Origin of the sequence: Pseudomonas sp. AM4(2022) (assembly GCF_036346515.1) — a bacterium.
Classification (GTDB): Bacteria; Pseudomonadota; Gammaproteobacteria; order Pseudomonadales; family Pseudomonadaceae; genus Aquipseudomonas; species Aquipseudomonas paracarnis.
Window position 1 is genome coordinate 92,837 of record NZ_JAOTNW010000011.1, and the last position, 16,457, is coordinate 109,293.

Annotated in this window: 8 protein-coding genes; 5 read left to right on the top strand and 3 right to left on the bottom strand. The window is 57.8% G+C overall.

What is annotated here, in order from left to right; all coding sequences use genetic code 11:
- Nucleotides 1–39 precede the first annotated feature (39 nt).
- From ODQ19_RS16830 to ODQ19_RS16850, 5 genes are all read left to right on the top strand, one after another.
- Nucleotides 40–681 carry a YfgM family protein gene (locus tag ODQ19_RS16830; RefSeq protein WP_014719816.1) on the top strand — a complete coding sequence of 214 codons (642 nt, stop codon included), beginning with the start codon at nt 40–42 and terminating at the stop codon, nt 679–681.
- Entirely contained in the window at nt 674–1,825 is a 1,152-nt protein-coding gene (gene bamB, locus ODQ19_RS16835) for an outer membrane protein assembly factor BamB (RefSeq protein ID WP_032903676.1), read from the top strand. Before ODQ19_RS16830 ends, bamB begins: the two co-directional genes overlap by 8 nt.
- A 260-nt stretch (nt 1,826–2,085) precedes the next feature.
- Complete coding sequence (gene der / locus ODQ19_RS16840; RefSeq protein WP_016977675.1) at nt 2,086–3,555, top strand: ribosome biogenesis GTPase Der; 1,470 nt, start codon at nt 2,086–2,088, stop codon at nt 3,553–3,555.
- A gap of 135 nt (nt 3,556–3,690) precedes the next feature.
- Nucleotides 3,691–4,839 carry a pyridoxal phosphate-dependent aminotransferase gene (locus ODQ19_RS16845; protein ID WP_330210679.1) on the top strand — a complete coding sequence of 383 codons (1,149 nt, stop codon included), beginning with the start codon at nt 3,691–3,693 and terminating at the stop codon, nt 4,837–4,839.
- The gene (locus ODQ19_RS16850) at nt 4,827–5,618 is read left to right on the top strand and encodes an amidohydrolase (RefSeq protein WP_330210680.1); all 792 of its coding nucleotides are present in this window, start codon (nt 4,827–4,829) and stop codon (nt 5,616–5,618) included. Before ODQ19_RS16845 ends, ODQ19_RS16850 begins: the two co-directional genes overlap by 13 nt.
- A 159-nt stretch (nt 5,619–5,777) precedes the next feature.
- On the opposite strand, the gene leuA is transcribed toward ODQ19_RS16850, so the two are convergent.
- The 3 genes from leuA to ODQ19_RS16865 form a co-directional block, all read right to left on the bottom strand.
- Nucleotides 5,778–7,457, bottom strand: coding sequence for a 2-isopropylmalate synthase (leuA, locus tag ODQ19_RS16855; RefSeq protein ID WP_032879611.1), 1,680 nt, complete (start codon nt 7,455–7,457; stop codon nt 5,778–5,780).
- A gap of 363 nt (nt 7,458–7,820) precedes the next feature.
- Entirely contained in the window at nt 7,821–11,981 is a 4,161-nt protein-coding gene (locus tag ODQ19_RS16860; protein WP_330210681.1) for a membrane-targeted effector domain-containing toxin, read from the bottom strand.
- A gap of 229 nt (nt 11,982–12,210) precedes the next feature.
- Nucleotides 12,211–16,347, bottom strand: a complete 4,137-nt coding sequence (locus ODQ19_RS16865) for a membrane-targeted effector domain-containing toxin (RefSeq protein WP_330210682.1) — start codon at nt 16,345–16,347, stop codon at nt 12,211–12,213.
- Nucleotides 16,348–16,457 lie beyond the last annotated feature (110 nt).

Below are 16,457 nucleotides of genomic sequence, written 5' to 3' on the forward strand. Positions count from 1 at the left end.
CTGTCGAACAGCCGAATTTAGCGATTAAGGAGTATTGGGGTGTCGAGTACTGATGATGAGCAACTGGCCGAGTTCAAGGACTGGTGGCAGCGTAACGGCAAGCCCCTGGTCACAGGTGGCCTGCTGGCGCTAGTGGTGGTGTTCGGCTGGCAAGCCTGGACCAAGTATCAGGCCAACCAGTCCCAAGGTGCCTCGATCGTTTATCAGCAACTGCTGGAAACTACCCTGACCCCGGACGGCAAGCCTGACCCTGCGCAGGTGGCAGACCTGGCCGGCAAGCTGAAGAACGAATTCGGCGGTAGCACCTACGCCCAGTACGGCAGCCTGTTCGTCGCGAAAGTCGCGGTCGACACCGGTAAGCTGGACGACGCCGTCACCGAACTGAAGGCCATTGCCGACAAGCCGACCAACCCGACCCTGGGTGAAATCGCACGTCAGCGCCTGGCACAGGTATTGGCGGCACAGAACAAGGCTGACGAAGCACTCAAACTGCTCGACGGCGATGCTGACAAGGCATTCGTGGCCACTCGCGAAGAGCTCAAGGGCGACCTGTTGGTCCAATTGGGTCGTACCGACGAAGCCCATGCTGCGTACCAAAAAGCCAAGGCGGCGCTGTCTGATGAAGCGGCGGTCGGTGGCTTACAAATCAAGCTCGACGACTTGGCCAAAGGGGATGCGTGACGTGATCCGTTGGAAACATGCAGCATTGCTGGCTCTGGCCGTTTTGGCCGCGGGTTGCAGCAGCAACAGCAAAAAAGAACTGCCTCCTGCCGAGCTGACCAGCTTCAAGGAAGAAGTGGTCCTGCAAAAACAATGGAGCCAATCCATTGGTGATGGGCAGGGCGACCTCTACAACCTGTTGCAGCCGGCGATTGACGGCGACAACATCGTGGCCACTGATTCCACTGGCGTCGTGGTTGCCATGGATCGCATGAACGGCGACGTCAAGTGGAAGAAAGACCTCGAACTGCCGGTTTCCGGCGGTGTGGGCGTCGGCTACGGCATGGTGCTGATCGGTACCCTCAAGGGTGACGTGGTCGCGCTGGACTCCAGCACCGGTGAAGAGAAATGGCGCGCCCGCGTGACCAGTGAAGTGCTCTCGGCACCGGCGACCAACGGCGATATCGTCGTGGTGCAAACCCAGGACGACCGCGTGATCGGCCTGGATGCCTCCACCGGCGACCAACGCTGGTTGTACGACAGCACCCCTGCGGTGTTGACCCTGCGCGGTACCAGTGGTCCGATTGTGACCAACAACCTGGCCGTTGCTGGCCTGTCGACCGGTAAAGTGGTTGCCTTGAATACCCAGAATGGCGTGCCGGCCTGGGAAACTCGTGTGGCCATCCCGCAAGGTCGTTCCGAATTGGATCGCGTTGTAGACATCGACGGCGGCTTGCTGCTGTCGGGTGAAACCCTCTACGTCGCCACCTACCAGGGTCGTGTTGCCGCGTTGGACCTTCAAAGCGGTCGCATCAACTGGCAGCGTGATGCTTCCAGCTATGCGGGTGTCGCCCAAGGGTTTGGCAGCGTCTATGTGAGCCTGGCATCCGGCACCGTTGAAAGTGTCGATGAGCGTTCCACCACTGCACTGTGGAGCAATGACTCCCTGGCTCGCCGTCAACTGTCGGCACCGGAAGTCTTCTCCAGCTACGTCGCGGTGGGTGACTTCGAAGGCTACCTGCACCTGCTGAGCCAGGTGGACGGTCGTTTTGTCGGTCGCCAGCGTATCGACAGCGACGGCCTGCGTGCGCGTCCGCTGGTGGTGGGTAACATGCTTTATGTGTATGGCAACGGCGGCAAGCTGGAAGCCCTGACCATCAAGTAAAGGTTTGACTATGCTTGGGGTAACCCCCAGGCGGCCCTGTTTCAATGCTCTGTGTAGGAGCGAGCTTGCTCGCGAAGGACGTCAACGATAACGCGGGTTTTCTGAATAAACGCGTCGTTCTCGGTTTTTTCGCGAGCAAGCTCGCTCCTACAATAGTAGTGCCAGAGCAGGGCATGTGGCATTTCAAATGCCGCCCCGAGCACCAGCCGCTGCCCTGCAGCGGCTTTTGTATTTTCTGAAATAACGAAGTGGAGAGCCGCATGGTTCCCGTAATCGCCCTGGTGGGCCGACCTAACGTCGGCAAGTCCACCTTGTTCAACCGCCTGACCAGGACTCGCGACGCCATTGTCGGCGACTTGTCCGGTCTGACCCGTGATCGCCAATACGGTGAGGCAAAGTGGCAAGGGCGCTCCTACATTATTGTCGACACCGGTGGTATCTCCGGTGACGAGCATGGCATGGACGAAAAGATGGCGGAGCAGTCGCTGCTCGCTATCGAAGAAGCCGATGTGGTGCTGTTCCTGGTGGACGCCCGCGCGGGCTACACCGCTGCCGACCAGATGATTGGCGAGCACCTGCGCAAACGCAACAAGCGTTCCTATCTGGTCGCCAACAAGATCGATAACATCGATCCTGAGGCGGCCCGTGCCGAGTTCAGCCCGATGGGCCTGGGCGACGCGATCCCGGTCGCCGGTGCCCACGGCCGCGGCATCACCCAGATGCTGGAAATCGCCCTGCGCGACTTCCCCAAGGATGACGTCGAGGAAGAAGAGGGCGAGGAAGAGATCGTCGCTGAAGGCGAGGAAGCCAAGCGCATTCCTGGCCCGAGCGAAAAAGACGGCATCAAGATCGCCATCATTGGCCGCCCGAACGTCGGCAAGTCGACCCTGGTCAACCGTATGCTCGGTGAAGACCGCGTTATCGTCTACGACCAACCCGGTACCACCCGCGACAGCATCTACATCCCGTTCGAGCGCAACGAGGAAAAGTACACGCTGATCGACACCGCCGGTGTGCGCAAGCGCGGCAAGATCCACGAAGAAGTTGAAAAGTTCTCCGTGGTCAAAACTCTGCAAGCGATCAAAGACGCCAACGTGGTGATCTTCGTGATGGACGCCCGAGAAGGCGTGGTCGACCACGACCTCAACTTGCTGGGCTTTGCCCTGGAAGCCGGTCGCGCCCTGGTGATCGCGATCAACAAGTGGGACGGCATGACGCCGAGCGAGCGCGATTTCGTCAAGATCGAGCTGCAGCGCCGGTTGTTCTTCGTGGAGTTCGCCGATATCCACTTTATCTCGGCACTGCACGGCACCGGCGTGGGCAACCTCTACGCGTCCGTCCAGAACTCGTTCAAGTCTGCGGTCACCCGCTGGCCGACCAACCGTCTCACCCAGATCCTGGAAGACGCGGTGGGCGAACACGCCCCACCGATGGTCAACAACCGCCGGATCAAACTGCGTTACGCCCACTTGGGTGGTGCCAACCCGCCGATTATCGTGATTCACGGTAACCAGATCGAGAAGGTGCCCAAGTCCTACGTGCGTTACCTGGAAAACACTTACCGCCGAGTCTTGAAACTGGTCGGTACGCCGATCCGTATCGAGTTCAAGGGTGGCGAGAACCCATACGAAGGCAACAAGAACACACTGACCGACCGTCAGGTGAACAAGAAGCGTCGTTTGATGACTCACCACAAGAAGGCCGACAAGAAGCGCCGTGATAAGAAGTAACGGCAGCTTCGAGTTGTAAGCGACAAGCTGCAAGAGAGGGCTCCTTCGGAGCCCTTTTTTGTGCCTGACGGTTTGCCCCTTGACCTGCTTGCAGCTTGCAGCTTAAAACTTGCAGCTCACCCGAAGGGGGCTCCCATGATCACCAGTAAGCTGCCAAACGTCGGCACGACCATTTTCACCACCATGTCGCAACTCGCCGCCGAAACCGGCGCGCTCAATCTGTCCCAGGGTTTTCCCGATTTCAATGGCCCGCAGAGTCTGCTCGATGCAGTGGGTAAGCACATCGCCCTCGGTCATAACCAGTACGCCCCCATGACTGGCCTGCCGGTGCTGCGCCAGCAGGTGGCGGCCAAGATCGCCCGCAGCTATGGCGTCACGGTGAATGCCGACACTGAAGTGACCATTACGCCAGGGGCCACCGAGGCGATTTTCTGTGCCATTCAGGCGGTGATTCGCAGCGGCGATGAAGTCATCGTTTTCGACCCCAGCTACGACAGCTACGAGCCTTCTGTTGAACTGGCCGGTGGCCGCTGCGTGCATGTGCAACTGAGCCTGCAAGGCTTCGCCCTGGACTTCGAGAAACTCAAGGCTGCGCTTTCACCGCGTACGCGCATGATCATCCTCAATAGCCCGCACAACCCCACCGGTGCGTTGATCAGCCGTGCCGAGCTGGACCAGTTGGCCGAACTGATCCGCGACCGCGATATCTACCTGGTCAGCGATGAGGTCTACGAGCACCTGGTGTTCGACGGCGTGCCCCACGTCAGCGTACTGGCCCATGAGGAGCTGTATCAGCGGGCGTTCGTGGTGAGCTCATTCGGCAAGACCTATCACGTCACGGGCTGGAAGACCGGCTACGTGGTCGCGCCACCGGCCCTTAGCGCCGAACTGCGCAAGGTGCATCAATATGTCAACTTCTGCGGCGTCACCCCTTTGCAGTACGCTTTGGCGGACTTCATGGCCGAACACCCGGAACATGTCGAAGAACTGCCGGCCTTCTATCAGGCCAAGCGGGACCTGTTCTGCGACTTGCTGGCGCCATCGCGCTTGAGCTTTACCCGGGTGACCGGCACTTATTTCCAACTGGTGGATTACTCGCAGATTCGCCCTGACCTGGATGACGTGGCCATGTCCCTGTGGATGACCCGTGAACATGGCGTGGCGACCATTCCGGTTTCGGTGTTCTACCAGCACCCACCCCAAGGCCAGCGCCTGGTGCGCCTGTGCTTTGCCAAACGCGAGGAGACGCTGCGACAAGCGGCGGAAAAACTATGCGTGATCTGAGTACATTGCCGAATCTGAACATTGCCCTGGTGCAGACGACCCTGGCCTGGCATGACCGCCAGGCAAATTTCGAACACTTCGAGTTGCTGCTGGAGCAGGCCAAAGGCGCCGACTTGATCGTGCTGCCAGAGATGTTCACCACCGGTTTTTCGATGGAATCAGAAACCCTCGCCGAACCGGAAAACGGCCCCACCCATCATTGGCTCCAGGCCCAGGCGGCAAAGTATCAGGCCGTGATTACCGGCAGTGTGATCATCCAGGCCGCCGATGGCAGCCACCGCAACCGCCTGCTGTGGGCGCGGCCGGATGGCGAGGTGTTGCATTACGACAAGCGCCACCTGTTCCGCATGGCCGGTGAACATGACCATTACACCCCCGGCGAGCGCCAGGTGTTGTTTGAGTTGAAAGGCTGGCGCATTCGTCCGCTGATCTGCTACGACCTGCGCTTCCCGGTATGGAGCCGCGATGCCCAGGATACGGACCTGCTGCTGTACACCGCCAACTGGCCGGGCGCTCGGCGTCAGCATTGGAATCGGCTGTTGCCGGCGCGGGCCATTGAGAACCTGTGTTACGTGGCGGCGGTGAACCGGGTGGGCACCGACGGCAAGGGTTTTGCCTACACCGGCGATAGCCAGGTGTTGGATTTCCAGGGTGAGACTTTGCTGAGTGCGGGGGAAGCGGATGGGGTGTTTCAGGTGATCCTGGATGCGGCGGAACTGGCAGCTTACCGTACACGGTTCCCGGCGAACCTGGATGCCGATAGCTTTCAGTTCCTGTAGGAGCGAGCTTGCTCGCGAAAAGCGCCAACGATAACGCAGCGTTATCAGGTTGCCAGCGGTGCCTTTGGGTTTTTCGCGAGCAAGCTCGCTCCTACAAGGTATTGAAACGAGAAGGCCCCTGGATTCACACCCAGGGGCCTTTCGCATTTCAGCATCCGATTACGCCGCTTTGGCTTCCAACTGGCTCAACGAACGGTTCAGGGCACTGAACAGCGCCTTGAAGCTGGCGGTAGTGATGTTTTCATCGATCCCCACACCATGCACCGGGCGCTCACCGTTCACACGCAGTTCAATGTAGGCCGCCGCCTTGGCATTGGTACCCGCACCAATCGCGTGCTCGTTGTAGTCCATGATCTCCACGCCAATCGGCAGGCCCGCTACCAGCGCTTCCAACGCACCGTTGCCTTTGCCCTTCCAATGCAGGTTGGTTTCGCCCTGGCCTTTGCCGGAGACTTCCACCTCGACAAAGCTGTTGCCGTTCTCTTCTTGCAGGCGGTGGCTGACCAGCGCGTACGGGGTGTTGGCTTGCAGGTACTCACGCTGCAGCAAGGCATAGATCTGTGGCGCAGTCATCTCCAGGCCCACGCGATCGGTTTCGGCCTGTACCACCTGGCTGAACTCGATCTGCATGCGACGCGGCAAGCTGATGTCGTATTCCTGCTCCAGCAGGTAGGCGATACCGCCTTTGCCCGACTGGCTGTTCACACGAATCACCGCTTCGTAGCTGCGGCCAATGTCCGCCGGGTCGATCGGCAAGTACGGCACTTCCCACAGCGCATCGTCTTTCTGCTGGGAGAAGCCTTTGCGGATCGCATCCTGGTGGGAGCCGGAGAATGCGGTGTGCACCAGATCGCCCACATAAGGATGACGCGGGTGCACCTGGATCTGGTTGCACTCTTCAACGACTTTGCGCACGCCGTCGATATCGGAGAAGTCCAGTTGCGGGTCCAGGCCCTGGGTGTACATGTTAAGCGCCACGGTCACCAGGTCGACGTTGCCGGTACGCTCGCCGTTGCCGAACAGGCAGCCTTCGACGCGGTCGGCGCCGGCCATCAGGCCCAGTTCGGTGGCGGCCACGCCGGTGCCGCGATCGTTGTGGGTGTGCAGGCTGATGATCACACTGTCACGACGGTTGATATGGCGACCGAACCACTCGATCTGGTCGGCATAGATGTTAGGGGTGGCGCATTCAACCGTGGCGGGCAGGTTGAGGATCATCTTGTGCTCGGGCGTTGGGTTCCACACCTCGATCACCGCGTCACAGACTTCCTTGGCGAACTCCAGCTCAGTGGCGCTGAAAGTCTCTGGGGAGTATTCGAACGTCCACTGGGTTTCAGGCTGCTGGGCGGCGTATTTGACGAACAGCTTGGCCGCGTTGACGGCGATAGCCTTGATGCCGTCCTTGTCCTGGTTGAACACGATGCGTCGGAACGACGGCGACGTGGCGTTGTACAAGTGCACGATAGCTTTTTTGGCACCGCGCAGGGATTCGAAGGTGCGTGCGATCAAGTCTTCACGGCCCTGGGTCAGCACCTGGATGGTGGTGTCCTCGGGGATGTGGTTGTCTTCGATCAGGGTGCGCACGAAGTCGAAGTCTGTTTGCGAGGCGGCCGGGAACGAGGCTTCGATTTCCTTCACGCCTACAGAGACCAGGGTCTTCCAGAAACGCAGCTTTTTCGCGGCGTCCATCGGCTCGATCAGCGATTGGTTGCCATCACGCAGATCGGAGCTGCACCAGATCGGCGCGGTGGTGATGGTCTTCGATGGCCAGGTGCGATCCGGGATATCGATGGTCGGGAACGCGCGGTATTTCGAAGACGGGTCTTTGAGCATGCTCATCGGAAAATCCTTTGTTGTAGGGGCCGAAAAAAGGCGGCCTGCCGTAGAACTATTTTTGGGGATAAAGCTTAAAGACGAGGCAGATCGATTCAGCCTGGCAGTCGTGCGCTGACAAGGCACAGGCTGCGGTGCTGACGGAGCTGAATGAGGGTGTGAGAGGTTTTCATGTGGTCAACCCTAACCGCGGGGCGGAAGGATGGCAAGTTGTGAGAAAAAATTGAGATAATTTCTACTATTTTGGTTTTTTTTGAGGTTTTATTTCGTTTTTAATAGGGTTGCATGTCTTATATTGCTATTGATTTCCTTGTGGCGCAATCGGAAGCCTCTCGAATCTTCTGTCGAGAGGCTTGCCTCGTGGGGGCGTTATACGGTGATTGCGTCAATGTTGTATTCGATATGAATGTCTCCAGCGGGCTCGGGGACGCCTCCGTGCATGAATTTCAATGGCGGAGGAGGTGTATGGGGCGGTTGGCTGACAACGGTCGGACTGCCTTTAGGCGCCGGGGTTACGGATATCCCGACGCTACCGGTCAACTCAGCGACACCCGGTACATTATCAAAAGTATTCATATGGCTTTTCCCGACCAAGACGACGAACTTTTCGCCGGGCGGGGTTCGTTTGATGATTTCTGCTGCGTAGTAGTTAAACTCTTGCAGGCGGCCTTGTTGCCATTGATCCATTGGCATATTCCTGAGGTTGCCTGCTGCATTATCCACATGCCAAGTCAACTGATGGTGTTCGAGTCCCACAACCTTGATTCCGCGCTTGTTTGCCTCGCTGATTATGTCGAGCATTGTCGGTCCGCCCGTGTAGGCAGGGTCGTAGGGATGTAGCCCCAGGCTGGGCCCATTAGACAGTGCTAAGGCGGCGTCGCTGACTTTCGGAGAACCTTGAAGGAAAGGTGCGCCCTCAAGATAAATAGTGGTTACCCCGTTTTTTGCGAAGTTATCCAACTGGTCGATCGCCAGTTGATAGGCTGCAGGCTCATGATGAAGTTCGCCGATGACCAGCCCGCGTACATCGGGCTGCGACAACGTTTTCTGAATGGCCTCCGTCGGTGTGTTGCTGCTGTTCAGCATGGGCATCGAAGGGCGAGTCGGTATCCCGTTGGTTCGTATGGAGTTGTAGAGGTTGATCATGTCGCGCCTGAACCAGCGCCGAATGTGCCCGGTAATGGCTGGATTTCCAGTAATGTCATGGGCCGCGGCGCCCGAAAGAACACGGTCCATATAGGTGTCGCCGGGTGGTGCAGCTCTGCCCCTTTTGCCTCGGCCACCGGGTAGTTCACTCAACCGCCATTCCCCGTTTCCAGCCGATTGCAGGGACGCCACGACTCTACTGCCGCGTGGCGCCGTCGGCGGAGCATTGGGGTTGACGATATTGACCTGGCCGTTGCGCGCGTGAAACACCGAGTCGATCTGATAAACCCTGTTTGTACCGGTACTGTCGGTGTAACGCACATACCAATGGTCACCCACGTTATAAGTGCCGTCTGGCCTCAGGCGTTGCCCGCTGATGACTTCGTTCGGCACGGTGTAGGCACTCAGGTCGCGGTTGGGCGCAGCGGCGGTGGGCGAGGGGCGGGTGGCAATGGTGGTGACGCCGCTGCTGGTGGAGGCCGCCGCAGTGGGAGGGCTGGCGGGTGCCGGCAACGCTCTGGGACCCGAACGTGTGGCAAGCGGGCCGGCTTGGACGGTGGATCTGAATACCGGCCGCATCGGTGCGGCGCGAAGATTGGTGATGCCTGTGGCAGCCAGGCTGAAGTCACTGTAGATCGTCCGTGCCAAGCCAGGTTTTTTGATCAAGTGCGGCAAGATTCTGCTATTGGCGCGCAGCGCCGTCACACCGGCTTTGCCCAGGCGAACACCGGTGGACACACCTTTGCCGACCACAGGTAACAGGTCCGCGAAAATCAAGGCCACTTCAATGCCGAACTCGATTTTGTTCAGGGTGGATTGCTTCGCCACTTCCGCGCTGCTTACGGACTGGTGATCCGCGCGGTCGATCACCATCTGTACGTGTTGTTTGTACAGGTGATCCTGAACATCGCCTTCGATTGGCTTGAGGCTTATCGCGCTGCCCAATAGCTTGGTCGATGAAATGATCAGCTCGGGGGAGAGCAGCTTCAAAGGGTTGTACGCACTATCTTTAAGGGCTTCCTTGAATTCAGCGATCTCATCTTTACTGACTGGCGATTTCCTTTTCGCGATATAGGAGGTCCATTCGCCTTTAGCCAGAAGGGCATCCAAGGCTGTGCGGTCTGCCACTTCGCGAAATGTGATGCCGTCGGGAGCCTTGGGGGTGTAAAGCACCAGCGACGAGTCCGTCTGATTGCCGATCACCATCACGCCTTGCACCGCCAACCCGCGATGGATAAGGCTATTGGCCACAATGGTTTTTCCATCGACCTGCGGGCGTGTGACGGGGTCGGGGTGGGCCAATACTGCATCAACCCACTGCGTCGCGCGTTTGGTGGCAGGTTTTTCGTGCGCTTGTTCTTTGTACGCGTCGGGATTGAGTTCTGACAAAAACGCCTCTTTGAACATGGCGTCTTCCAGGCTGGCTTTCCAGGCTGTACGCAACTGTGCGGCGCTATCAGAACCGGTGTCAGTGGCCATTTCCTGTTTAAGTAGCTTGGTGTATTCGCCGCCGACATCGGCGGCATTGACCAGTTTCTTAAGGCTCTCGGTGTCCAGGATCACCGGTTTACCAGCCAAGTCCCGGACAGGCTTGCCTTGTGTGTCCAGCAGCGCCAAGGTCATTTTTACATCGGTAAAAGTGCCTCTTTCGATGGCTGGAAAACCACTGGGATTGCTCAACGCCAAGTCGGTTAGAGAGACGGGGTCATTTTTGGAATAGAGGGGCTGGCCAGTACCCCGGCCGCCGTGGACGCCAGTGCGGGTGTGCACCTGTACCTTTAATTGATCAGCATCGACTATCGCCCCCGGGTATTGCTTGTTGAGGGCCGCATTCAGTCTGTCGCGGGAGAAGGCGCTCAGGGACGGGATTTTTTCGAGCAGTGGCGCCAGCGTATTCAGGCTTTTCTCTTGCACCTGTTCCAAATGTGAAAACACCGCTTCCTGACCGGGGAGCAGATTCTTCAGCCACTCGGGTTGGTTTTTGTCGGCCAATTTGGCGTCCCTGGCCAGCATGGCATTGCTGCCATCGAGCAGATAAGACCAGTCCGCAGCATTGTCTATGGCTTGAAGCGATGCGCTGTCGACTAAGGGGTTGGCGCCGTTACCTGAGGTCAGTGCTTTGCTCATGCCTGCGTTGATTTCTGTTTGCTGGCGTCTGAGCATCCAAGGTACGGCTTCTGCCAACACATCACCGGAAGATGGCGAGACACTGCGCATCAGGTCATCGCTGGAAAAGCCATCAGGTCTTTTTTGCAGGGCCGGTGGCAGGGTTTGCAACAACAGTTCGGCCTGGGTGCCGCCTTGATCCAGCCGGTCTGCCAATGCCTGGCGTGCCTGCGCGGGCGTGGCAAACTCCTCGAATCCTTCGCCGGGCGTGTACAGCACGACGGGACCATTTGTGTCGTTGAGCTCAAGCGTGCGCCCATTCGGCCAGGTAGGCGACGTGGCATGTGAACCGTCGCTTTTGGTGATGAGGAACGCCCCCGCCAGCATTGCACCGCGTTCGGTTTTGTCATCGATTGTGAGGGGATATACGCCAAGGCGAGCACCATTGGCGAATTTTTTTTCCCGGGCATCCAGGGTGGGGTATCGCAGCGCGTCGTCGATCAGTGCTTTGCTTTCTGTGCTCAGGGTTTGATCGCTGACACGCAGGGCGGCCAGGCTCGACAATTGGCGTTTGTGCAGGGTCAGCAATTGATTGAGCGGCGACTCGTGCTTGCTCGGTTCATCCCGAACCGGGCTGGGGGTGTTCCAGTAGTGTTCAATCGCCTCTGGGTACTGGGTGGCGATGCTGCGCGCGATGGTTTGCAATGTGCCTGCGGTGGCGGCGGGCATTGCCAGGTCGGCCAGGCTTCTGCGATGAGTGAATTCGACGTTTATGTTGCGCTCAGGGCGCATCAGCTTATTGGGATTAGCCAGGATGTCTTGAACCATCCTGGCCAGGGCGGTCATCAGAGGCTCGGACGACGCCAGTGATTCCTGATTGCCGTCAGTGCGGTAACGATTGACGCTCATTGTCTCGGCATTCAGCGGCCTGACGGCGGGGAATGCTTGTTCAAGTTGCGCCTGTATGAAGGTTTTGAAGCTCGGCTGTTGGTTGTGCAGGCGTTGCATGTCCTCCGTCAAGAGGCCGTGTTCAACGGTGTAGGCTAACTGCTTGCTGGGTTTGAAGTGTTTCTCCAGCTCGGGGTAACGCAGTTGGGCGCTGGTTATGCCGGAAGAGGTGGGGACGGGAGGCGTGTCGGGAGCGTAGGTTGTTGGTGCGGGAGGGAGCTCTTGTGTGGTGCTGGAAGGCGTGGGAGGAGAGGAGGAGGTGGTGGCTGCAGAAGTGCTCAGGGTTTGTTGTTGGTGTCGGGCTGCCAAAGCTTGGGTAAGAGAGAACATGGAGTGAGTCTCACAGGTTTCGAATTTCCACTGGTCAGGTCATGCTCATTACGCTCCGTGTAAGTTATGAGATAGGTGAGTGTTGGATGTCGGATGGTTCCTGGCGAAATTGTAAGAGGTGCTCAACAACCTGCTTCGAAGTCCCCTCGCTTGAGGGTGAGGTGCTAACGCCAGGCAGGCGTGTTCGGCGGGGTGCGCTGCTACCGCCCGCGCGCCGTCATCAGGTCGATCAAGGCGTTTTAAGGTAAGGGTCAACGTTCTGGTGGACTTGGTAGTCTCCCACCGTTGCATTGGCGGCGAACCGTTCTTCAGGCGCCGGACGCGGGCCGGTATGCTTGACGGCGACACTGCTGGCGCCGGGCGTTGCATCGTATACACCCACGCTGATGGCCCCGGTCTGTTCAGCGATGCCGGGCACGCCCTGGGTGGTGTTCATATGTCTTCTACCCACCACCGCAATCCACTTTTCCCCTGGCGGGGTCTGCTGAATAACCTTGCTGGCGAAGTAGTTGAGCTCTCGCAATCGATCAGTGGTATGCCGAAGGTTAGCAACGTCATCGTCATAGGGGCGAGTTGAGTGCATCGTCAGATGTTCATGTTCGATACCTACGATTTTGATGCCGTGTTGCTGTGCGGCGGCCAGCACATTCTCGCGCGTAGGGACTTCGGGTTTATAAATACGATTGCGGGGCTGCGGGGGTATGCGTGAAATTTCATCGGCTGTGTAACCTGTGAAGCCATTCCATTCAGCACCTTCCAGATAAAGGGTTGTGACGCCTTCATCTGCATAGGCCTGCATGTTCTTTATCAGCATGACGTTGGTAGCAATCTGATTGTGTTGCTCTCCAAATACAATGCCGTTTGAGGTGCGTAGCAGCTCACGTGCCAGTTCGCCCGGTGATGCGTTTGGCGTTATAGCAGGCATGTTCGGACGAGGTGTAGGCGCTAAGGCTTGATTGACATAGCTTTCATTCGCTCCTTCTCTGAACCAGCGTGTCGCAAAGCGCCTGTTAACGCCTGCTGCGGTTATATCAAGTCCTCCCGAGAGCAAGTAATCGGTGTAATTCACCGGCCATTCATGCATTTGCTTGCGTTCTCTACCGCGCCTGCCGCCAGGCAGTTGATTGATACGCCATTCCCCGTTGCCTGCCGATTGCAGGGAGGCCACTGTCCTGCTGCTTCTGGATGCTGTCGCTGGGGCATTGGGATTAATGATATTGACCTGTCCACTGCGAGCGTGGAATGCCGAGTCGATCTGGTAAACACCGTTCGCACCGGTACTGTCGGTAAAGCGCACGTACCAGTTATCTCCCACGTTGTAAGTGCCGTCGGGCCGTAGGGGGCGGCCGCTGATGACCTCATTGGGCACGGTGTAGGCGCTCAGGTCGCGGTTTGGAATGGCAGCGTTGGTCGAGGGGCGCGTGGCGGCGGTGGTTACGCCGCTGCTGGTGGAGGCGCTTGCTGACGATGGGGCGCTGGGCGTCCCTGTCGACGTGCTGGGCCCTTGACGTGGCACAGGCGCGCTCGTCGTTGTCGATGATCTGAAGACGGGGCGTAGTGGCGCGGCACGCACACCCTTGATACCTGCTGTAGCCAGTGCGAAGTCAACATGGATCGTCTGCGCCAGGCCGGGTTTGCTTATGAGCTTGGGCAAAAGTTTCCTGTTGGTGCGCAAAGCAACTAACGCGGCTTTACTGAGATGAGTCCCGGTTCTTGTGGCCTTGCCGACACCTGGCAAAAAATCCAGAAATAGCATGCCCACTTCGACGCCAAACGTAGCTTTATTGATGAACGATTGCTGGGCCACTTGTGCACTGCTGACTGATTGATGGTCTGCCTTGTCTACTATCATCTGAACGTTTTGCTGATAGAGATGATCCTGAACATTACCCTCTATGGGTTTGAGTACCGAGCCGCCGAACGCGACCTTTATCTCTTTGACGGCTATATCCAAGACTTTGTCGGGCGACAGGACGGTGAACGGATTGTTGGGGATATCCCTGATCGCCTCGTTGCGTTTAGCCACATCATCTTTATTGACCGGTGATTTTCTGTCCGCGATGTAGGCTTTCCACTCGTCTTTTTTCAGCAAGGCGTCCATTGCTTTCTGGTCCGCTACTTCGCGAAACGCGATGCCGTCGGGCGCTTTGGGCGTGTACAGCACCAATGATGAATCGACCTTGTTGCCAATCACCAGAACCCCATGAATCGGTTGTCCATAGTCGAGCAGGGCATTGGCGATAATGCTTTGACCATCGACCTTGGGGCGGTTGGCGGGGTTGGGGTGGTCCAGGATTGCCGTAACCCATTGCGCTGCGCGTTTGCTGCTCTTGTCTTCGGCGGCCTGCTCTTTATAGGCCGTAGGGCTGAGCTGCGCTAGAAACGCATCTTTCTCCATGGCATCACTCAGGTTGGATTTCCATGCCTCGCGCAGATCCGAAGGGGCATCAGGTGTCAGTTCTTTTTTAAGCAGCTTGTCGTATTGGCCTCCCACATCCGCCGTGTTGATCAAGGCTTTAAGCTGTTCATCATTGAGTATGATCGGCTTGCCATTGCTATCGGTAATCGGATTGCCCTTTATGTCAACGAGCGGCAGGGTCAGTGTGAGGGTGGTCGTTTTCTTGACACTTCTTGGAAGAAAACCGGTGGGGTTTTTCAGTGCCAGATCAGTCAGTGAAAGATGTTTTTGTTCTGACGAGGTAGTGATGTTTTTACCCAATATTGACATGGCCAGGTCGGCAATCAAGAAGTCGGTCGAGTTGTCCTGGATCGTGGTTTCGTCTATCTGCACCTTTAATTTATCGGCATCAATCTGCGCAGTCGGATACAGCTTCTTGATCGCCTCGTTCATCCTGTCGCGGGAGAAGTCTGACAGGGAAGGGATTTTTTGAAGCCTTGGAAGTAACGCGTCAGTGCTTTTTTTCTCCGACCGTTCCAGGTTCAGAAAGATGGCTTCTTGAGCCGGGGTCAGGTTTTTCAACCACTCGGGTTGTTGTTTTTCGATCAGCTTGGCGTGGTAGGCCAAGAGTGCATTGCTGCTATCAAGTTGGTACGACCAGTCGGCGGCGTCATCAATGGCTTGGGTTGACGTCGGGTCTGTCAGTGGGTTGCCTGGCGTAGCGGCCGTCAGTGTCTCGGTGAGCTGCTTGTTGATTTCTTCTTGCTGGCGCTTGAGCATCCACGGAATGCCCTCTGCCAGAACATCTGCGGTCAAAGGCTCAATGCGCAGTGTCAGGTCATCTCCCGAAGGCTGCTCTGCTCGGTTTTGCAGCGCCAGCGGCAGCGTTTGCAGCAACAGTTCGGCGTTTACCCCACCTTGATCAAGGCGCTTGGCCAATGCCGCGCGGGCTTGGGCGGGCGTGGCGAACTCCTCGAACCCTTCGCCGGGGGTGTACAGAACCACCGGACCATGGCTGTCACCGAGCGACAAGGACCGACCTTTAGGCCATGTGGGCTCAGTCGCGAAGGAACCGTCGGTCTGGGTGATGAGGAAGGTACCCGCCAACAGCGCCCCACGTTCAGTACCGTCATCCACGGTGAGTGGGTACACCCCAGGGCGGGCACCGTCAGCAAAGGTATTTTCTCGCTCGGCCAAGGTGGGGTATTGCAGCGCTGTGTCGATCAGTTGCTTGCTTGCCGGGCTCAAGGTGCCATCGTTGGCGCGAGCTGCGGCCAGTGTTGCCAGCTGTCGCTTGTGCAGGGCCAGTAGCTCGTTCTGTGGCGTGGTTCGCACCTGCGGGTTTTGCGGGCTTTGACGAGGTGTGGTCCAGAACGTCTGCTGCGCTGTCGCGTATTGGATGATGCGCTGGGCAATCGTGTGCAATGAGTGTGCTGAGTTGATCAGGGTAGGCGGCACACCGGCGCTGCCTTGCGTGAACAAGCCCACGTGTACGTTGTTATCTTCGCCTGCTTTTTTCCCAGGATTACGCAGCTGTTCCTGGATTTCTTTATTCAGTTCGTCGAGAAGGGGTTCTACGGACAGCGTTTTTATACTGCCATCGTCTTGCTTGCGCCAACGCTTGAAGGTGAGGTCTGCGGCATTGAGATGGGGTTGGTCAGGAAACAGTGTGGCCAGTTGTTGCCGCAGGAAGGTCTTGAAGTTCGGTTGCTCTTTGTAGAGCTCCTGTATCGAATGGGTGGCTTCGTTGTGTTGTTCTATGAGGCTGACAGTGCGTGAAGGGAGAACAGTGGCAGGTGGCGTACTTGGCGAATCGGGTAAAGGCAGATCGTCTGGGGCGTACGTCGAAGGCGCTGCGCGGGGGGCGGTCTGGCTTTTTTCTTGGGGGGGAGGCGTTTCGGCGGGTGGGGCAAAGGTGTGATGTTGATCCAAAGGGCGTTGGACTGTAGAGCTGGCTGGCGCAAACATAGAAACAACCTCATCACTTAATCGAAATGTTGTCGTTACGGTCCTTGTAAGTCGCCAATTAAGTGAGGGGCAGCGGTGGGTTGGTTCCGGTTGCAAATGTAGCGATATGT